A 19367-nucleotide genomic window follows, 5' to 3' on the forward strand; every position below is an offset into this window, starting at 1 on the left:
ACCATGGCGCACTCGTCAAAGCCAAACCCATCGCAGGAGTCCGCGTGCCGCAACAACAGCCTGATCTGCCTCCCGAGCTGCGTCCCCTGGCAGAAATGCCCCTCTTTAAACGCCTGGCCGCACGCCTGTTTGGCCACGGCCTGACCCGACTGCGCGCCCAGCACCGGTTTTCCTGGCTGCATGGGCAGGCCGACGGGTTTCGTAGCGGCCACGAGGCTGGTGTCGAGTACGGCTACCGCGAGGGCAAGGCCGATGGCATTGAAGAAGGGCGCCAGGTCCTGTTGATCCGTGACTTTCGCCCCGAGGAGCACCGCGCACCGGGTGTCGATGACAGCCTGTTCGATGACTGGCGCCTGCCGCTGACGCCTGAGCTGAAAAAGCGCATCAAGGCCGATGTGGCGCGTTTGCTGCCAGCCCATGCCCAGCCCAGCGCGGCGCAATGGAAGATGATTTTCAGTGACACGCCGTCGACCTCGGTGATCGCTGGCGCTGGCGCCGGCAAGTCCACGTCATTGGTACTGCGCATTCTGTTGCTCACCCATTACCTGGGCTTTGAATTGAGCTCAATGACCGTGGTGACCTTCACCCGCGAGTCGCGTAAGGACTTCATCAACAAGCTCATGGAAATCCTCAGCCTGTGGGGTCAACCGCTTGGCTTCAAGGAGGCCCAGGCGCTGGTGCGCACCTTTCACTCGCGCATCCTGCCGATGGTGCGCAGCTTGCCGGGGTTTGAGCGCCTGCAGGCTTTCGAGAACCTCAACTCGGGCTTCGAGGATGCCGACAGCAACCCTTTCGACCTGCGTATCAATGAAGCGCAGCGCCAGCAGATGAACGCGTGTTATCACCGCCTGCAGGGTCAGCATGCACGGTTTCGCGAACTGATTGCACCGTTGGCGCGCCACGGTTTGCAGCTCAAGGAGCTGGAGCGCGATCATCCGGATGTGCAGAAGCGCGTGGCGGTCACCGAACTGGCTGCCAAACGTGATGAAGAACTGTGCGATGTGATCGAAGACCTGTGGTTTCGTGCGGGCGCCTGGCCGATCAAGGGCATTGAGCCTAATCGCCAGACCCTGGAGATCAATGGTGCGCAGTTCCATTGCCATGGCTATATCGCCGAGCTGGATGCGTGGGTGGTGCTAGGGTTCGATTCACGGGAAAACGCCCAGGTGAGCCGGCCCAACGCCAAGTTGTCAGTGCGTGCAGAGTGGGCGGTTAAGCGCACCTTGTTTCAAGCTTTCTGTCGTAAGCCATTGATTTGGCTCGACAGCTATGAGTCATCAAAGCGTCTGTTAAGCAGCTTGGCGGGTGACGCGACTGCCGGGCCTGGCTTTGATTACAAGGTCAAGGGCGAGCTGGCCTCTGCGCCGTTGCTGGACAGTTTTGTGATGGCTGCCGGGTTTATCGAGAACCTTGGCCTGGACGTACCCAGCGCCGTGGGGCAGATGAGCTTCGCCAAGGATGATCCCGACCGTTTCTTCTTCGAGGCGCTGAGTATTTTCTGGAAGGCCCTGGAGGATCACCTGCTGGACCAGTCGCCGCCGATCATGACTTACAACCGTATGTTCTCGCTGTTTGGCGAAAACACCCCGGAAAACCTCAAGCTGCTTAGCGATCCATTATTGCGGCCGCTGTCGCACCTGATGATCGACGAATTCCAGGACGTGTCGCCGCAGATCGTCTCATGGCTGCGTGCCAGCCTGCGCGAGATCCGCAGCCGTGGCCCGGCCATGCATGTCGGCCGTGGCGCGCAGCACTCATCCTTGCTGTGTGTGGGGGATGACTGGCAGTCAATCTACGGCTGGCGGGGCAGTTCGCCCAAATATTTCATGGAGTTCAACAAGGAATTCCCGTCGCCGACCACCACTCGGGTCATGCTGGGCGAGAATTACCGCAGTCATCAGCACATCATCGATGCGGCTGAACACATTGTACGTGCTGCGCCGGCGATTCCCGGCAAGAAGGCCAAGGCCAGTGGTGCGCCCAAGGCGCTGGTGCCAGTGCAGGTGCTGGAGCGCGATGATGCGGCGCTGGGGCGGCGGTTGCTGGAGCATTACCAGAAGGGCGAAACGGTGTTAATGCTTTATCGAAAAAGTAGCGATAAGTTACTGATTCAAGAGCACATTCATTCTGTAGTTAATGTGGATTCTAGCTTGCCGGCCGAGTCCCGCAGATTAAAACAGCTGACCTATCACAGCGCCAAAGGGCTGCAAGCGGACGCAGTGTTTCTGCTGGGAGATTGCCAGCATGTCACCCGCTCGCCTTACAAAAACCAGGTGTACCGCATGGCGGGCCTGGGCAAGGACGGTGACAGTGAGCCGTATGACAATGCGCAAAAGGACGAGGTATTGCGCCTGGCCTATGTGGGCATTACCCGGGCCGTGAGCCATTGCTATTGGTATGTGGAGAAACCGGAAGGCCAGGCGGTGAATATGCCCAGGGCGTCAGAGCGGGTGGATGGCAAAAAGGCGTTTTTTGATGATCACCGCGATTAGTCGGCCACAGCATGACCCCTGTGGTAGCGGGCTTGCTCGCGAATACGGTGGGTCAGTTAAAGAAGTATCAACTGATAGTCCGCATTCGCGAGCAAGCCCGCTCCCACATTGACCGTGGATTGTCAGATGAGCCGGGTTTCAGGCCCGCAACGACACCGGCGGCACAAACGCCTCCAGCTCATCCTCCACCGCCTCGATAATCCGCTCCACATCCGCAGCATTCATCACGGTGGCGCAGGGTATTCCGGCGATTGCGATCAGGGTTTCTCCGCTGACGCGGTCAAACAGGCGGGCCACCATACTGCCGGGAGCGTCCATGCTGCCCTCGAAACCCATTGGATGGAAATGCCAGCGCATCAGCTGGCATGCGTTCGGGAACGTCACTTTGTTCATGTTGCCCACCTTGTTCATTGAGCGCTTCCTTTAGCTCGCGGCAGGGGGCCATGACCGTCACTGGTCGTGGCGTCAGAGAAGCTAGAAAATAGCACTCGTTGACAGCCTCAAGGACAGTTTTTTCGCTCCGTTCGGCGGTTGTGTTGCGTTATTTTGATGTAGGTCATGTCCTACTAAGTGGTGGGGCAAAGGGCCATTATCCAGAAGTGCCATTTGGCCATTGTCGCCAGCGCAGAAATTCGGCAATCTCCAGCGTTTCACCGCCGCAGAGCCGTTCATGCCAGACAGCCAACACACCCAAGCCACGAGCGAGCTGGTGCTGCGTCACCACCTGTGTTGGCGCCATCGGGACCTGGAAGGGGTGATGTCCTACTACCACCCGGACATCCAGTACCACGATTTCTTCCAGAACCGTGTAGTCGGTTTCGCCGAGTTGCGTGAATACCTGCAAGCCAGCATGCCCCGCGAGGCGGACGAGGCTATTGAACACACTGACCGGATCCGTGCCGATGGCGACACGGCGTTTATCCAGTACCGCATCACGTTGCGCGGCGGCCAGGGCCTGGTGTCGTTTCGTACCAGTGAAGCCATTACGGTTCGTGACGGGCTGATCTGGCGGGTCAATGAATACGCGTCCCTGGTGCATGAACAGCCGACCCAGGCACTGCGCCCCACCGTCAGCCGCCTGGGCCTGTCACCCCAGCAATTGGGGCATATGGCCAATGACTTGCAACAGTACTTCGAACGCAAGCAGCCCTACCTGGACCCGGACCTGGACCTGCAACGGGTTTCCAAGGAATGTGGCTACAGCCGCAATCAGATTTCCTACCTGCTCAACCAAGTGTTGGGGCAAAGCTTTTATCGCTACGTCAACCAGGCCCGGCTCCAGCATTTGCTGGCTGCCCTGGATAAGGCCGCGCCGCCGATCAAGGTCGACGACCTGGCCTTTGCCGCCGGCTTCAATTCGCTTTCAGCGTTCTACAGCGCGTTTCGCCAGCACACGGGGCAATCGCCCAAGGCCTACGTCAAACAAATTTCTTTGCGTGCACGCGCGCAAGACACTCCATAACAGCACGCCCTAGGATCTCCTATCGAAACGAGGTAGGGGAACCGGGCATGCCAGCATGGCGCAACATCAGTTTATGGATGGACCAGTTGGACGACCCGCTGGTGGCAAGGCCGTCCCTGGAGCACGACCTGGATGTCAACGTGGTCATTATCGGCGCTGGCTACACCGGGCTGTGGACCGCGTACTACCTCAAGCGCCAAGCCCCTGAACTGAACATTGCCATCATCGAGGCGCAAACCGCCGGTTTCGGCGCGTCGGGCCGTAACGGTGGTTGGCTGATGGGCAACCTACTGGGGGAAGACCGCCTGCTGGCAGGCCTTGACCCCGAGCAACGGCGTGCCTCGTACGACCTGTTGCACGGCATTCCCGATGAAGTCGCCCACGTGCTGGCCCGTGAAGGCATCGACTGCGACTACCGCAAGGGCGGCGCGCTGTACTGTGCCGCGCGCTACCCGGAACAGGAAGGCAGCCTGCGCCGCTACCTGGACAAGCTCTACAGCCAGGGCCTCACCGAAGCTGACTACCGCTGGCTCAGCCCCGAGCAGTTGGCCGAACACGTGCGCATTGCCAAGCCTTACGGCGGCATTTTTGCCCCCCATGTCGCCACCCTTAACCCTGCCAAACTGGTGCGCGGCCTGGCACGGGTGGTGGAAAGCATGGGCGTCACGATCTACGAAAACACCCCGGCCACCCATTGGCAGTCCGGCAGCGTGCGCACCGCCAACGCCAGTGTGCGCGCCGCGTGGGTGGTGCCGGCCGTCGAGGGGTATGCCAACACCTTGCCGCCCTTGGGCCGCTACCAATTGCCGGTGCAAAGCCTGATCGTCGCCACCGAGCCATTGCCCGCCAGTACCTGGGATGAAATCGGCCTGAGCCATGGCCAGGCGTTTGGCGAAAGCAGCCGGCAAGTCACCTACGGCCAGCGCACGGCGGACAATCGCCTGGTGTTTGGTGCCCGTGGCGGTTACCAGTTCGCCGGCAAGCTGCGGCACAACTTTGATTTGACCGACAGCGAAGTCGCGCTGCGTCGCTACCTGTTCGGCGAGCTTTTCCCACAGCTCAAGCACACAAAGATTACCCATTCCTGGGGCGGCAACCTCGGTATGGCACGCAATTTCCGTCCACACATGCTGTGCGACCACACCACGGGTATCGCGCTGTCCGGTGGTTATGGCGGGGAGGGCGTCGGTGCCACCAACCTGGGCGGGCGCACGCTGGCTGACCTGATCCTCAAGCGCGATACGCCACTGACCCGGCAACCCTGGGTGATTCGCGAGCGCGGCCTGGACGCACTCAAATCTTGGGAGCCCGAGCCGTGCCGCTGGCTGGGCTACAACGCGATCATTCGCAGTTTTGTCCATGAAGACCAGGTGTTGGCCAACCCCAACACCGCCCCTTGGCGCCGCAAGCTGGCGACCGGCGTGGCCGGGTTCATGGAAGGTTTCATGCACTAAGTCGTTTCACTCACACGGGAAAACCCATGAGCATCACTCAATTCAAAGACGCGCTGAATACCCACCTGCCGGACTCGTCCCCCGTGGCCGTGCCCCTGGGCGAACCCATTGCTGTGGCCTCGACGTTAAGCGTGGAGCGTACCGATGGCGTCGAGACCGGTATCTGGGAGTGCACCCCAGGCCGTTGGCGTCGCCAGATCAAATCCCAGGAGTTTTGCCACTTTATCCAGGGCCGCTGCACCTTCACCCCTGACACCGGTGAAATCGTCCACATAGAAGCCGGCGATGCACTGATGTTGCCGGCCAACAGCACCGGCATCTGGGATATCCAGGAAACCGTGCGCAAGACCTACGTATTGATTCTGTAACGCTTTGATCCTTGATCGCCTGCCATAAGAACAGCCCTAAAACCGCCAGGAAATCGAACCATGAAAGCCATTGCCCTGTTGCCCTTGATGTTGGTGGCCTCTATCAGCCAGGCCGCCGAAACGGTGAAGATCTACAACTGGTCCAGCTACATTGCGCCGGATACCACGAAAAACTTCCAGAAGCAGACCGGCATCGGCTTCAGCTACGACGTGTACGACAGCAACGAAACCCTCGATGGCAAGCTGATGACGGGCAACTCGGGGTACGACGTGGTGTTTCCGTCCAACCATTTTATGGCACGACAGATCCAGGGCGGCGCCTTGAAGAAGCTCGACAAAAGCCAGCTACCCAATTGGAAGAACCTCAACCCAGTGCTGCTCAAGGCTCTGGAAAACAACGACCCGGGTAACGCCCATGGCTTCCCGTACCTGTGGGGCAGCACCGGCATTGGCTACAACATCGACAAGGTCAAGGCGGTGCTGGGGGATAACGCGCCGGTGGATTCGTGGGACTTGATCTTCAAGCCCGAGTACATGGAGAAGCTCAGCAAATGTGGCGTGGCAATCCTGGACAACGGCCCGGAATTGTTGCCGATTGCGCTGAATTACCTCGGCTTGCCGCCCCACAGCAAAAAGCCTGAGGACTACAAGAAAGCCGAAGCGCTGCTGATGAAAGTGCGGCCTTACGTGGCGTACTTCCACTCCTCGAAATACACCGGCGACCTGGCCAATGGCGACATCTGCGTGGCGGTGGGCTTCTCCGGCGACGTATTGCAGGCCGAAAGCCGCGCCAAGGAAGCCAAGAACGGCGTGAAGATCGGCTACCAGATCCCCAAGGAAGGCGCTGCCATCTGGTTTGACATGGTGGCCATGCCCGCTGATGCCCCGGATGAAAAGGCCGGTTATGCGTTCATGAACTACCTGCTGGAACCCAAGGTGATGGCCGACATCACCAACTCCGTGCACTACGCCAACGGCAACAGCGCGGCGGACAGCCTGGTAGACCCTGAGATCAAGGCGGATACCAAGATTTATCCGAGCGAAGAAATGATGGGCAAATTGTTTGCCCTGGAAGCGATGCCGCTGAATATCGACCGGATTCGTACGCGGGTGTGGAACACCATTCGTACCGGTAAATAAGTACGACGCACATCCCTGTGGGAGCGGGCTTGCTCGCGAATGCGGTCGATCATTCAATATTTTCGGCGACTGACACATCGCATTCGCGAGCAAGCCCGCTCCCACACGTGACGAAGTTTGAAGCTTCGCGTGCACATGCTGAGCGACGTCGGCTATAAACTAGCGACTTTTTAGACTGTCACTTCTGACAGGTTTTTTTATTGGATTTTCCTCCTACTCTATCGACTCGACGTTTCAACACATAGTCAGAGGTGAGGTATGAATGAGGACGCCCTCAACACTGCCAACGTTAAAGGATCATGGGCCGGTGCAATAACCGATCCTGGAGGCCACGTCAGGCATGTTCAATCAAGTACGGTCAGCTATCACCTGCAATTTGGTGAAGAGCTTTGTGTCGGACACCAAGGTGTCGATGACAATTGGCAGGCTCTGCGAGTGCGACTCGTAGACGGTACACCCTCTGGGCTATACGTTTTGGGAAAAGGCAATCTTCAGGGAATGGATTACACACCTCCCGGAGGGGGCGGCGCTGAGCCGGCAGTGGAAGGCTCCGTCTTGTTCAGCAGGGGAGGCAACGGTTTGCTAAGCCTTACCGGGGTGACTTTTCTCTCAGCCAACGGGAGACGGATTGATTGCAACCTGATCATCGAGAGCCAGTCATCAATAAAGGATGGGCATTGATGTTTAGCCTTGCGAGGGCTCATACCCCAACGACTGGATAAACAACGAAAACAGCTCCGGCTGTGACGAAATATCCAGCTTCGCGTACAGATGCCGCCGGTGCACCTTCACCGTGTCCGGCGAAATGTTCAGGCGTTCGGCCATGGCCTTGGACGAAAACCCGCGCAGCACCAACCGCGCCACTTCCAGCTCGCGGTCCGACAGCACGCCACAGCCAAAATGACTCAACGCATCCCTTATCTGTGTGTCCATGGCCGGTGAGCGCTGGCTGCTTTGCTGCCAGTGCTGCTGCATCAGCGGCAGCACCCAAGCCCCCAAAGTGGTCATCAACCCGCTCTCATCAAAGCTGAACCGCCTTTGCATGCCCAGCGATAGCGACAACGTGCCCGCACCCGGCAATTGCAGGATGAACTGGAGTTCGTCCTCCAGCACGTTGTCGTGAAAGTAGTTGAGGAAGTACTCGCTCTGGCGAAAATGGTCCGGCGCCACTTCTTCCAGGCGGTACACGCCGCTCACGTAACCCTCGCGACAGGCCTGGAAAAACGGGTCCAGCAGGTACAACCCATTCAGATACACCAGCATTGAGGCGGGTTTGCTGCTGGGCTGGGCGTCGTATTCTTCCAGGGCCTGGGGCGGGCCCTCCAGCGGGTAGAAAATCGCCAGGGCGTTATCGAATGGCAGGCATTGGTGCAGCAACAGTACCAACTGCTTCCAGAACCGCTCGGTGCCGATATGCGCCACGGTGCGGCCCAGGCTGGCGTGCATGCCGACTTCGCGGAACAGGCTCATGTGTCGGGCTCCTGCCAGTAAAAGATCGGCCAAGGGTTCGGCTTTTGCAGGGTGGCGTCAAGGGGAGTACGCCAATAGGGGAATTGGCTGACGAGCGCCACACAGTTACCGTCGGCATCATTCAACGGGAAGCATATCCCGGAAAATCGTCATTTTTCGTTTCTGCCTCACACCAAGAACAACGACAGAGGATAACGATATGAGTGCTTCCCCCACGCCCGACGGCGTATTGAAACCCACCCTGAGCGTCTTCGATGTAGTGGCCATTACCGTGTCGGCGGTGACCCCGGCCAGTTCCGTGTTTGTGATCGCCCCGTTTGCCATCCAGCAGGCCGGCAGCGGTGTGTTCCTGGCGTTTGTCATCGCCGGTTTACTGGCCCTGATGTTCGCGTTTTGCTACGCCGAACTGGGCCGCGCCCACAACAGTGCCGGCGGTGAATATGTGTACGCCAAGCGTGTATTTGGCGGCATGGCCGGCTATGCGACGTTCTTGACGGTGCTGGTGATGTTGTTATTCATCCCGCCGGTTTTAGCGACGGGTGCGGCGACTTACCTGAACAACGCCCTCGGCACAAAATTCGACTCCCAAACCGTCGCCCTGGCCATCGTGGTGTGCAGCTACGGCCTGGGTATCCTCAATATCAAACTCAATGCCTGGATCACCGGCACTTGCCTGGTGTTGGAAGTGGCGGCATTGCTGGTGATCGTGTACCTGGGCTTCGGTAATCCGGTGCAGCCGGCCAGCGTGTTGTTCGAGCCGCAAATTGTCGAAAACGGTGTGTTGCACCTGGCGCCTTGGGCTTTGGTGATGGGTGCGGTGGGTATCGGCTTGTTTTCCTACAACGGCTACGGCCCGGCGGTGCTGCTGGCCGAAGACATGAAATGCGGCGGCAAGGGCGTGCACAAGGCGGTGCTGTGGTCGCTGGGCCTGGTGGTGATCATCGAGTTGGTGCCGATCACCGCGCTGTTGATCGGCGCGCCGTCCCTCGCCGAGATGATCGCCAGCCCCGACCCCATTGGCTACCTGCTCACCAGCCATGGCAATGAAACCCTGTCACGCCTGGTCAGCGCGGGGATCTTCCTGTCGGTGTTCAACGCCATCGTGGCCATCGTGATCCAGATTGGCCGGGTGGTGTTCAGCAGCGGCCGCGATGCGCTGTGGACGCCGAGCATCAACAAGCTGTTCACGCGCATTCATCCGCGCTGGGATTCGCCGTGGCTGGCCACGTTATTCCTGGCAATCCCTTCGGCGCTGCTGAGTTTCAGCTCCAACCTGGCGGACCTCACCTCGTTCAGCGTGTTGCTGATCATTCTGGTGTACCTGGTGGTGGCGCTGAGTGCGTTGATGAGCCGGGTGCTGCTGCGTGACCGAGAGCATCCGTATCGCATGCCGTTGTGGCCGCTGCCCGCGTTGCTGGCGGTGCTGGGGGCGGGTTACCTGTTGGCTACCCTGGTGGCGGCAGCGTCGATGCGGGACATCATGATCATCGTCGGCTTGCTGGCGGTGTCAGTGATTTTTTATTGCATCAGTGGCCGGTCGAGTCCGGTCTTCCAGAAGTTGTAAGGAGTGGTTATGCGCGCACGTCAATTGGGTATCACGTTGGGGCTGGGCACGCCCGGTGAATTAAACGCCATCACCGATGTGCCGGGGGTGCGGGTCGGTCATAGCACCCTCAACACCCGTATCAACGGCAAGCAGGTGCGCACCGGCGTCAGCGTGATCCAGCCGCGTGCCGGGGAGGCGCGGCAGCAGCCGTGCTTTGCCGGCTACCACGTACTCAATGGCAACGGCGATGCCACCGGGCTTGAGTGGATCAGCGAAGCGGGGTTGCTCACCACGCCCATGGCCATCACCAACACCCATAGCATCGGCATTGTGCGTGACACCTTGATTGCCCTGGAACGCGAGCGCTTGGCGGACCCGTCGGTGTATTGGTGCATGCCGGTGGTGATGGAAACCTACGATGGCCTGCTGAACGATATCTGGGGTCAGCACGTGGGGCCTGAACATGTGCGTGAGGCCCTGGACAGTGCCGAATCCGGGCCGGTGCAGGAGGGCGCGGTGGGCGGTGGCACCGGGATGATCTGCCACGAGTTCAAAGGCGGCATTGGCACGGCGTCGCGGCGGTTGTCAGCGCAGCAGGGTGGTTGGACGGTGGGTGTGCTGGTGCAGGCCAACCACGGCAAGCGCCAAGAGCTGCGGGTGGATGGCTACCCCGTGGGCCGCCAGCTCATGGACATTCCATCGCCGTTCGCCGAGCGCGGTACACCAGGCATGGGCTCCATCGTGGTGATCATCGCCACCGACGCGCCGCTGCTGCCGCATCAGTGCAAGCGGCTGGCGCAACGTGCGTCCATCGGCATTGCACGCACCGGCGGCGGCACCGAAGACTCCAGCGGCGATCTATTCCTGGCCTTTGCCACCGGCAACCAGGATTTGCCGCCCGCGGACTATGGTCGCAAAGGGCTGCCGTTCAGCAGTGCATTGCAGATGGTCAACAACGACCATATCTCCCCGCTGTTCAGCGCCGCGGCGGAGGCGGTCGAGGAGGCGATCATCAATGCGATCCTGGCCGGCGAGCACATGAGCACCGACGACGGCGTGCAAGTGCCTGCCCTGAACAGCGAAGCGCTGTTGCAGGCATTGCACAAGAGTGGTTGGGGGTTGTCCCGGTAATAGGGGGCAACTCAACTTATTAGTTAAGATAGTGGCTGTTTAATGTTGCCAATGACACGGTGGCATTAGATTGGATCCATTAATAAGATGTGCGGCGCTAGTTGAGCAGCATTACCGCTATTTAATATTTAAATAAGTAGCGGTGTTTTTTGTCAGACAAAATCCGGCCCGACCAACAAATACGGCGCCACACTTAGATCAGTAGTTGGTGGGTCAATTTTGCGCTTTGGAAAGATGTAGACGAAAGATTTCAAGTTGTGTCAGTTTTCTTACGCCTTCAAAAGAGGCGAGTGATAGGACGATCTCGCCAGCGGGGTTCCTATCGATCAAAGACTGATGCACTTGCAAACAAGGAAGTACGTTTATGTCAAAAGTAAAAGACCAGGCTATCGTGTCGGCGGCGCAAGCCAGCACCGCTTACTCGCAAATCGATAGCTTCAGCCATCTGTATGACCGTGGCGGCAACCTCACGATCAATGGCAAACCCTCCTATACCGTTGACCAGGCAGCTACCCAGTTGCTGCGCGACGGCGCCGCGTACCGGGACTTTGACGGCAACGGCAAGATCGACCTGACCTACACCTTCCTGACGTCGGCCTCATCGAGCACCATGAACAAACATGGCATCTCGGGCTTCAGCCAGTTCAACGCCCAACAGAAAGCACAGGCCGTATTGGCCATGCAATCCTGGGCGGACGTGGCCAATGTCACCTTCACCGAGAAAGCCACCGGCGGTGACGGCCACATGACCTTCGGCAACTACAGCAGCGGCCAGGACGGCGCAGCGGCCTTCGCATACCTGCCCGGTACCGGCGCAGGCTACGACGGCACGTCGTGGTACCTGACCAACAACAGCTACACGCCGAACAAGACCCCGGACCTGAATAACTACGGCCGGCAGACCTTGACCCACGAAATCGGCCACACCCTGGGCCTGGCTCACCCTGGCGACTACAACGCCGGGAATGGCAACCCGACCTACAACGACGCGACCTATGGACAGGACACGCGCGGCTACAGCCTGATGAGCTACTGGAGCGAGAGCAACACCAACCAGAACTTCAGCAAAGGCGGCGTCGAAGCCTACGCCTCCGGCCCGCTGATCGATGACATCGCCGCGATCCAGAAGCTCTACGGCGCCAACTACAACACCCGCGCCGGCGACACCACCTACGGCTTCAACTCCAACACCGGGCGTGATTTCCTCAGCGCCACCTCGAATGCCGACAAGCTGGTGTTCTCGGTGTGGGACGGTGGTGGCAACGACACCCTGGACTTCTCCGGCTTTACCCAGAACCAGAAAATCAACCTCAATGAAGCCTCGTTCTCCGATGTGGGCGGCCTGGTGGGCAACGTGTCCATCGCCAAGGGCGTGACCATCGAGAACGCCTTCGGCGGCGCCGGTAATGACCTGATCATCGGCAACAATGCGGCCAACGTGATCAAGGGTGGTGCCGGCAACGACATCATCTACGGCGGTGGCGGTGCCGACCAACTGTGGGGCGGTGCGGGCAACGATACCTTTGTGTTCGGTGCCAGCTCCGACTCCAAGCCTGGGGCGTCGGACAAGATCTTTGACTTTACCTCGGGTTCGGACAAGATCGACTTGTCTGGCATCACCAAAGGCGCGGGGCTGACCTTCGTCAATGCCTTCACCGGGCATGCCGGCGACGCGGTACTCACCTACGCCGCAGGCACCAACCTGGGCACCTTGGCGGTAGACTTCTCCGGCCACGGCGTGGCGGATTTCCTCGTCACTACCGTTGGCCAGGCAGCGGCCAGCGACATCGTGGCGTGATGTAAAAAGCGCGGCGTTTCGGCGCCGCGCTTCAGGGATGGAGTTTGAGGATGCAACGTTTTCCCAACTTGATCGCCTGCGTGTTGCAGGTGATGTTCGTGTCGGCAGGAGCCCACGTGATGGCGAGCAGTCTTGTTTTACCCACCAGTGCCCAACTGGCCGGGCATTGGCAGTTGCACCAGCAGGATCAGGTCTGTGCCCTGGACCTGTTGGAGCAAGCCAACGCCCTGGGTGGCGATGTGGCCTGTGCCGCTCAATGGCTGGGGGACAAACCCCTGAGCTGGTCACCGACGCCGGACGGCATCTGGTTAATGAATGCCGAAGGCACCGGTATCACTCACCTCAATCGTCAGAAAAACGGTGAGTATCTGGGGCGTACGCCGTCCGGTGCTGCCGTGATATTGCAACGCGCACCTTAGTTGCTCGTTATAACTTGATTGTTTAGTTGGCCGCCCCTTATTCGGGGTGCGGACCACTATTGCATGTGATTGGGTTCAAGGAAGATCGAATACTATGGCCAGGCCGCCGTTATTCAAAGCGCTGGGTGAATACACGAGCATCTTGATCAGTGTCGGTTGTTTTACCGCGCTGATTAACCTATTGATGCTGGTGCCCTCTATTTACATGCTGCAAGTGTATGACCGTGTACTGTCCTCCCAGAATGAAACCACCCTGGTGATGTTGACGTTGATGGTCGTGGGTTTCTTTGCGTTTATCGGTACGTTGGAAGTAATCCGCAGTTTTATCGTGATCCGTATCGGCAGCCGATTGGAACAGCGCTTCAATTTACGCGTGTACAAGGCCGCGTTCGAGCGCAACTTGCAGCGAGGCCAGGGGCATGCCGGGCAATCCCTGGGCGACCTGACCCATATCCGTCAATTCATCACCGGGCCTGCGCTGTTCGCGTTTTTTGATGCGCCGTGGTTTCCCATCTACTTGCTGGTGATCTTCCTGTTCAACGTATGGCTGGGCGTGCTCGCCACCGCCGGTGCCGCGCTGTTGATCGGTCTGGCGTGCCTCAACCAATACCTGACCAAAAAGCCCCTGGGTGAAGCCAGCGGTTATTCCCAGCAATCCACCCAGCTCGCCACCAGCCACCTGCACAACGCCGAGACCATCCAGGCGATGGGCATGCTGGGCGCGCTGCGTAAACGCTGGTTTGCCGTGCATTCGCAGTTCCTCGGGTTGCAGAACCAGGCCAGTGACACTGGTTCGGTGGTCACCGCCCTGAGCAAATCCCTGCGCCTTTGTTTGCAATCCTTGGTGCTGGGGCTTGGGGCGTTCTTGGTGATCAAGGGCGATATGACGGCGGGGATGATGATTGCCGGTTCCATCCTGATGGGCCGTGTGCTGAGCCCCATCGACCAGTTGATTGCCGTGTGGAAGCAGTGGAGTTCGGCGAAGCTGGCCTACCAGCGGCTTGACGATTTGTTGCGCGAATTCCCGCCGGAAGTCGAACAGATGAAATTGCCGGCGCCGAATGGCCAGGTCAGTTTCGAGCAGGTCAGCGCGGGCCCGCCGGGGCGGCGTGTGGCGACCTTGCACCACGTCAGTTTCAACCTCGGCGCCGGTGAAGTGCTGGGCGTACTCGGCGCCTCGGGCTCCGGCAAATCGACCCTGGCCCGCGTGCTGGTGGGCGTATGGCCGACGTTGTCCGGCACTGTGCGCCTGGACGGTGCGGACATTCATCGCTGGGACCGCGACGACCTCGGCCCGCACATCGGCTACCTGCCCCAGGACATCGAACTGTTCAGTGGCAGCATCGCCGACAACATTGCGCGCTTTCGCGAAGCCGACCCGGAGCAAGTGGTGAAGGCCGCGCAACAAGCCGGGGTGCATGAGCTGATACTGCGTTTGCCCCAGGGCTACGACACCGTATTGGGCGACAACGGCGCAGGCCTGTCCGGCGGCCAGAAGCAGCGGGTGGCCCTGGCGCGTGCGCTGTACGGCGGCCCGCGCCTGATCGTGCTGGACGAACCCAACTCCAACCTCGACACCGTCGGTGAAGCCGCGTTGGCCAGTGCCATCGTGCAGATGAAAACCCAGGGCAGCACGGTGGTGCTGGTCACCCATCGTTCGGCGGCATTGGCCCAGGCCGACAAGTTGATGGTGCTCAACGACGGCCATCTACAGGCCTTCGGACCTAGCCAGGACGTGTTGCGGGCGTTGTCCGGGCAGCGCGAACAACCGCCTCAAGCAAGGATGCCCGCATGATCCATGAACAACACGATGCGCGTTTTTTTGCGCGCATGGGCTGGCTGCTGACCGTGGTCGGTGCCGGCGGTTTTTTCCTGTGGGCCAGTTTGGCGCCTTTGGACCAAGGCATTCCGGTGCAAGGCACGGTGGTGGTGTCGGGCAAGCGCAAGGCAGTGCAGACCCTCAGCCCTGGCGTGGTCAGTCGAATTTTGGTGAAGGAGGGCGAAACCGTCAGGCAAGGCCAACCGCTGTTCCGCCTCGACCAGACCCAGCACCAGGCTGACGTGCAGTCGCTGCAAGCCCAATACCGCATGGCCTGGGCCAGTGTGGCGCGCTGGCAGAGCGAGCGTGACAACCTCAGCCGTGTCACGTTTCCGGCCGCGTTGAGCGCCGATCCTGACCCTGCATTGGCGTTGGTGCTTGAGGGTCAGCGCCAACTGTTCAGCAGCCGCCGCGAGGCCTTTGCCCGCGAGCAGGCCGGGATTCGCGCCAATATCGACGGCGCCACCGCGCAACTGGGCGGCATGCGTCGCGCCCGCAGTGACCTGACGGCCCAGGCCCAATCCCTGCGTGATCAACTGAGCAACCTGCAACCCTTGGCCGACAACGGCTACATCCCGCGAAACCGGTTGATGGAGTACCAACGCCAGTTGTCCCAGGTGCAACAAGACCTGGCGCAGAACAGCGGCGAAAGCGGCCGGGTAGAGCAAGGCATTCTCGAATCGCGGCTTAAATTGCAGCAGCACAGCGAGGAGTATCAAAAAGAAGTGCGCGGCCAGTTGGCCGATGCACAGTTGCGCAGCCTGACCCTGGAGCAGCAACTGACCTCTGCCGGTTTTGACTTGCAGCACAGTGAAATCATCGCCCCGGCGGATGGCATTGCAGTCAACCTCAACGTGCACACCGAGGGTGCGGTGGTGCGTGCGGGTGAGACGTTGCTGGAGATCGTGCCCCAGGGCACGCGCCTGGAAGTGGAAGGGCATTTACCGGTGCATTTGGTGGACAAGGTCGGTACCCAGTTGCCGGTGGACATTCTGTTCACGGCTTTCAACCAGAGCCGCACGCCACGGGTACCGGGGCAGGTGAGCCTGGTTTCTGCCGACCAGATGCTCGATGACAAAACCGGCGCGCCGTACTACGTGCTGCGCACCACCGTCAGCGAAGCCGCCTTGGAAAAACTCCACGGCCTGGTGATCAAGCCCGGTATGCCAGCCGAGATGTTTGTGCGCACCGGCGAGCGCTCGCTGCTCAATTACCTATTCAAACCGCTGCTGGATCGTGCCGGCTCTGCGTTGACCGAGGAATGAACATGAGACCTGTGTTTATTGCCTTCCTGTTGAGCTGTGCCAATGCCCAGGCCGCCATGGGCCCGTTCGATGTGTACGAGCAAGCGCTGCGGAATGACCCAGTGTTCCTTGGCGCCATCAAAGAGCGCGATGCCGGCCTGGAAAACCGCGCCATCGGCCGCGCTGGGCTGCTGCCCAAGCTGTCCTACAACTACAACAAGGGCCGCAACAATTCCCAGGCCACCTTGCCCGATGGGCGTGGCGGCAGTTATCACGACGACCGTAACTACAACAGTTACGGTTCCACTTTCAGCCTGCAACAGCCGCTGTTCGACTACGAGGCCTATGCCAACTACCGCAAGGGCGTGGCCCAGGCACTGTTTGCCGATGAAAGCTTTCGCGACAAGAGCCAGGCATTGCTAGTGCGGGTGCTGACTTACTACACCCAAGCGTTGTTCGCCCAGGACCAGATCGACATCGCCCGCGCCAAAAAGAAGGCCTTCGAACAACAGTTCCAGCAGAACCAACATCTGTTCCAACAGGGCGAGGGCACCCGCACCGATATTCTCGAAGCGGAGTCGCGTTACGAACTGGCCACGGCCGAAGAGATCCAGGCACTGGACGAGCAGGATGCGTCGTTGAGGGAGTTGGGCGCATTGATCGGCGTGCCAAGCGTCGACATCCACGACCTGGCGCCGCTGAACCAAGGCTTCGCTGCGTTCACCTTGACCCCGGCCAATTACGACACCTGGCATGAGCTGGCGATCAGCAACAACCCCACCCTGGCCTCCCAACGCCAGGCCCTGGAGGTGGCCCGTTATGAAGTGGAACGCAACCGCGCCGGGCATCTGCCCAAGGTCACGGCCTATGCCAGCTCGCGCCAGCAGGAATCCGACAGCGGCAACACCTACAACCAGCGCTACGACACTAACACTATCGGCGTCGAAGTCAGCCTGCCGCTGTACGCCGGTGGTGGTATCTCGGCCTCCACCCGCCAGGCCAGCCGCGCAATGGAACAGGCTGAATATGAGTTGGAGGGCAAGACCCGCGAAACCCTGATCGAACTGCGTCGCCAGTTCAGCGCATGCCTGTCAGGGGTGAGCAAGTTACGTGCGTATCAAAAGGCACTGGCATCGGCCGAAGCGCTGGTGGTGTCGACCCGGCAAAGCATCCTGGGTGGCGAGCGGGTCAACCTGGATGCGCTCAACGCCGAGCAGCAGCTCTACAGCACCCGTCGCGACCTGGCACAGGCGCGTTATGACTACTTGATGGCCTGGACCAAATTGCACTACTACGCCGGCAACCTGCGCGATACCGACTTGGCCAAAGTCGATGAAGCGTTTGGGCCCGCACCCCGTTGATTCGCTAGTTCGGCACATCCAATAAAAAGAGAGGCACTACCATGGGAATCTTCGACTATAAAAACCTCGGCAGCGAGGGCTCCAAAGCGTTGTTTGCCGATGCCATGGCAATCACGTTGTACAGCTATCACAACCTGGATAACGGCTTTGCCGTGGGCTACCAACACAATGGCCTGGGGCTGGGCTTACCGGCGACGCTGGTAGGGGCGCTGCTGGGTAGCACTGACTCCCAAGGCGTGATACCGGGCGTCCCCTGGAACCCGGATTCGGAAAAAGCAGCCCTGGATGCCGTGCAAAAGGCCGGTTGGACACCGATCAGCGCCAGCGCCTTGGGTTATGGCGGCAAGGTCGATGCGCGGGGCACGTTTTTTGGTGAAAAGGCTGGCTACACCACGGCGCAAGTGGAGGTGCTGGGCAAATACGATGAAGCGGGGAAACTGCTGGAGATCGGCCTCGGTTTTCGCGGCACCTCCGGGCCGAGGGAAAGCCTGATCAGCGACTCCATCGGCGACTTGGTCAGCGACCTGCTGGCGGCACTGGGGCCTAAGGATTATGCAAAGAACTATGCCGGCGAAGCGTTTGGCGGATTGCTCAAAACGGTTGCCGACTATGCCATCGCTCATGGCCTCGATGGCAAAGACGTGGTGGTCAGCGGCCATAGCCTGGGCGGCCTGGCGGTCAATAGCATGGCCGATCTGAGCAACGACAAGTGGTCGGGATTCTACAAGGACGCCAACTACGTCGCTTATGCCTCGCCCACCCAGAGTACCGGCGACAAAGTGCTTAACATCGGTTATGAAAACGACCCGGTATTCCGCGCGCTGGACGGTTCATCCTTCAACCTGACGTCCTTGGGCGTACACGACAAACCCCATGAATCGACCACCGACAATATCGTCAGCTTCAACGACCATTACGCCTCGACGTTGTGGAATGTACTGCCGTTTTCCATCGCCAACCTGCCGACCTGGGTCACCCATTTGCCCACCGGCTACGGCGACGGCCTGACGCGGATCGTTGAATCAGGTTTCTACGAGCAGATGACTCGCGACTCCACGGTGATCGTCGCCAACCTGTCCGACCCGGCACGCGCCACCACCTGGGTGCAGGACCTGAATCGCAACGCCGAGCCCCACAAGGGCAATACCTTCATCATCGGCAGCGACGGCAACGACCTGATCCAGGGCGGCAAGGGTGTGGACCTTATCGAGGGCGGCAAAGGCAATGACACGATCCGCGACAACAGCGGCCACAACACCTTTGTGTTCAGCGGCCATTTTGGCAACGACCGCATCATCGGCTACCAGCCCACCGACACACTGGTGTTCAAGGAGGCAGACGGCAGCACCGACCTGCGTGACCACGCCAAAGTGGTCGGCGCAGACACGGTACTTACGTTTGGCGCCGACTCGGTCACCTTGGTGGGCGTCGGCCACGGCGGCCTGTGGGCCGAAGGTGTGGTGATCAGCTGACCGCTAAGCGCTAAGCCGCTGCTACCGGCCGTACTACCACTCGTATTACCACCCGCACTACCGGTATTGAACGGGATCTTTCAGATGTAACCAATTCCAATGTGGGAGCGGGCTTGCTCGCGAATGCGGCGTGTCAGGCGATACATTCCTCGCTGACCTACCGCATTCGCGAGCAAGCCCGCTCCCACATT

Annotated in this window: 15 protein-coding genes; 13 read left to right on the forward strand and 2 right to left on the reverse strand. The window is 59.9% G+C overall.

The window, feature by feature from the left end:
- Positions 1-44: 44 nt before the first annotated feature.
- Positions 45-2492 (forward strand): UvrD-helicase domain-containing protein, encoded by a 2448-nt coding sequence (locus tag ACLD1Y_RS03805; protein WP_429475602.1) that lies wholly within the window; start codon positions 45-47, stop codon positions 2490-2492.
- 138 nt (positions 2493-2630) lie between these two features.
- Here ACLD1Y_RS03805 and ACLD1Y_RS03810 read toward each other — a convergent pair whose 3' ends face one another.
- Positions 2631-2903 (reverse strand): DUF1652 domain-containing protein, encoded by a 273-nt coding sequence (locus ACLD1Y_RS03810; RefSeq protein ID WP_429475604.1) that lies wholly within the window; start codon positions 2901-2903, stop codon positions 2631-2633.
- 259 nt (positions 2904-3162) lie between these two features.
- Here ACLD1Y_RS03810 and ACLD1Y_RS03815 point away from each other — a divergent pair, with 259 nt between their 5' ends.
- The 4 genes from ACLD1Y_RS03815 to ACLD1Y_RS03830 are packed head-to-tail and all read left to right on the forward strand — an operon-like array spanning position 3163 to position 6916.
- Positions 3163-3954, forward strand: coding sequence for a helix-turn-helix domain-containing protein (locus tag ACLD1Y_RS03815; RefSeq protein ID WP_429475606.1), 792 nt, complete (start codon positions 3163-3165; stop codon positions 3952-3954).
- A 47-nt stretch (positions 3955-4001) separates the two neighbouring features.
- On the forward strand, positions 4002-5408 hold the full coding sequence (locus ACLD1Y_RS03820; protein WP_429475608.1) for an NAD(P)/FAD-dependent oxidoreductase: 1407 nt from the start codon (positions 4002-4004) through the stop codon (positions 5406-5408).
- A 26-nt stretch (positions 5409-5434) separates the two neighbouring features.
- Entirely contained in the window at positions 5435-5776 is a 342-nt protein-coding gene (locus ACLD1Y_RS03825; protein WP_429475609.1) for a cupin domain-containing protein, read from the forward strand.
- A 60-nt stretch (positions 5777-5836) separates the two neighbouring features.
- The gene (locus ACLD1Y_RS03830; RefSeq protein WP_135290542.1) at positions 5837-6916 is read left to right on the forward strand and encodes a polyamine ABC transporter substrate-binding protein; all 1080 of its coding nucleotides are present in this window, start codon (positions 5837-5839) and stop codon (positions 6914-6916) included.
- Between the two features lie 684 nt (positions 6917-7600).
- Here the strand turns inward: ACLD1Y_RS03830 and ACLD1Y_RS03835 are convergent.
- Positions 7601-8386 (reverse strand): response regulator transcription factor, encoded by a 786-nt coding sequence (locus tag ACLD1Y_RS03835; RefSeq protein ID WP_429475611.1) that lies wholly within the window; start codon positions 8384-8386, stop codon positions 7601-7603.
- Between the two features lie 199 nt (positions 8387-8585).
- Here ACLD1Y_RS03835 and ACLD1Y_RS03840 point away from each other — a divergent pair, with 199 nt between their 5' ends.
- The 8 genes from ACLD1Y_RS03840 to ACLD1Y_RS03875 all read left to right on the forward strand — a co-directional run bounded on the left by ACLD1Y_RS03840 (position 8586) and on the right by ACLD1Y_RS03875 (position 19176).
- A complete protein-coding gene (locus ACLD1Y_RS03840; RefSeq protein WP_429475613.1) occupies positions 8586-9950 on the forward strand; it encodes an APC family permease in 1365 nt (454 codons plus the stop codon).
- Between the two features lie 9 nt (positions 9951-9959).
- Positions 9960-11063, forward strand: a complete 1104-nt coding sequence (locus ACLD1Y_RS03845; RefSeq protein WP_429475615.1) for a P1 family peptidase — start codon at positions 9960-9962, stop codon at positions 11061-11063.
- Positions 11064-11427: 364 nt separating this feature from the next.
- Positions 11428-12861, forward strand: a complete 1434-nt coding sequence (locus ACLD1Y_RS03850; RefSeq protein ID WP_429475617.1) for a serralysin family metalloprotease — start codon at positions 11428-11430, stop codon at positions 12859-12861.
- A 50-nt stretch (positions 12862-12911) separates the two neighbouring features.
- Positions 12912-13280 carry a protease inhibitor Inh/omp19 family protein gene (locus ACLD1Y_RS03855; RefSeq protein WP_429475619.1) on the forward strand — a complete coding sequence of 123 codons (369 nt, stop codon included), beginning with the start codon at positions 12912-12914 and terminating at the stop codon, positions 13278-13280.
- Positions 13281-13374: 94 nt separating this feature from the next.
- Positions 13375-15075 carry a type I secretion system permease/ATPase gene (locus ACLD1Y_RS03860; protein ID WP_429475621.1) on the forward strand — a complete coding sequence of 567 codons (1701 nt, stop codon included), beginning with the start codon at positions 13375-13377 and terminating at the stop codon, positions 15073-15075.
- Positions 15072-16364 (forward strand): HlyD family type I secretion periplasmic adaptor subunit, encoded by a 1293-nt coding sequence (locus tag ACLD1Y_RS03865; RefSeq protein ID WP_429475623.1) that lies wholly within the window; start codon positions 15072-15074, stop codon positions 16362-16364. Before ACLD1Y_RS03860 ends, ACLD1Y_RS03865 begins: the two co-directional genes overlap by 4 nt.
- A 2-nt stretch (positions 16365-16366) precedes the next feature.
- Entirely contained in the window at positions 16367-17704 is a 1338-nt protein-coding gene (locus ACLD1Y_RS03870) for a TolC family outer membrane protein (RefSeq protein ID WP_429475625.1), read from the forward strand.
- 41 nt (positions 17705-17745) lie between these two features.
- Positions 17746-19176, forward strand: coding sequence for a polyurethane esterase (locus tag ACLD1Y_RS03875; RefSeq protein ID WP_429475627.1), 1431 nt, complete (start codon positions 17746-17748; stop codon positions 19174-19176).
- The last annotated feature ends 191 nt before the right edge of the window (positions 19177-19367 follow it).

The organism is Pseudomonas sp. 18175 (assembly GCF_050432925.1).
Taxonomy (GTDB): Bacteria; Pseudomonadota; Gammaproteobacteria; order Pseudomonadales; family Pseudomonadaceae; genus Aquipseudomonas.

Excerpts from the sequence above, each read along its gene's own strand:
- ACLD1Y_RS03865 (WP_429475623.1), top strand. The coding sequence starts at position 15,072 with ATGATCCATGAACAACACGATGCGCGTTTTTTTGCGCGCATGGGCTGG.
- ACLD1Y_RS03845 (WP_429475615.1), top strand. The coding sequence starts at position 9,960 with ATGCGCGCACGTCAATTGGGTATCACGTTGGGGCTGGGCACGCCCGGT.
- ACLD1Y_RS03870 (WP_429475625.1), top strand. The coding sequence starts at position 16,367 with ATGAGACCTGTGTTTATTGCCTTCCTGTTGAGCTGTGCCAATGCCCAG.
- ACLD1Y_RS03825 (WP_429475609.1), top strand. The coding sequence starts at position 5,435 with ATGAGCATCACTCAATTCAAAGACGCGCTGAATACCCACCTGCCGGAC.
- ACLD1Y_RS03830 (WP_135290542.1), top strand. The coding sequence starts at position 5,837 with ATGAAAGCCATTGCCCTGTTGCCCTTGATGTTGGTGGCCTCTATCAGC.
- ACLD1Y_RS03840 (WP_429475613.1), top strand. The coding sequence starts at position 8,586 with ATGAGTGCTTCCCCCACGCCCGACGGCGTATTGAAACCCACCCTGAGC.
- ACLD1Y_RS03860 (WP_429475621.1), top strand. The coding sequence starts at position 13,375 with ATGGCCAGGCCGCCGTTATTCAAAGCGCTGGGTGAATACACGAGCATC.
- ACLD1Y_RS03875 (WP_429475627.1), top strand. The coding sequence starts at position 17,746 with ATGGGAATCTTCGACTATAAAAACCTCGGCAGCGAGGGCTCCAAAGCG.
- ACLD1Y_RS03855 (WP_429475619.1), top strand. The coding sequence starts at position 12,912 with ATGCAACGTTTTCCCAACTTGATCGCCTGCGTGTTGCAGGTGATGTTC.
- ACLD1Y_RS03810 (WP_429475604.1), bottom strand. The coding sequence starts at position 2,903 with ATGAACAAGGTGGGCAACATGAACAAAGTGACGTTCCCGAACGCATGC.
- ACLD1Y_RS03820 (WP_429475608.1), top strand. The coding sequence starts at position 4,002 with ATGCCAGCATGGCGCAACATCAGTTTATGGATGGACCAGTTGGACGAC.
- ACLD1Y_RS03835 (WP_429475611.1), bottom strand. The coding sequence starts at position 8,386 with ATGAGCCTGTTCCGCGAAGTCGGCATGCACGCCAGCCTGGGCCGCACC.
- ACLD1Y_RS03850 (WP_429475617.1), top strand. The coding sequence starts at position 11,428 with ATGTCAAAAGTAAAAGACCAGGCTATCGTGTCGGCGGCGCAAGCCAGC.
- ACLD1Y_RS03815 (WP_429475606.1), top strand. The coding sequence starts at position 3,163 with ATGCCAGACAGCCAACACACCCAAGCCACGAGCGAGCTGGTGCTGCGT.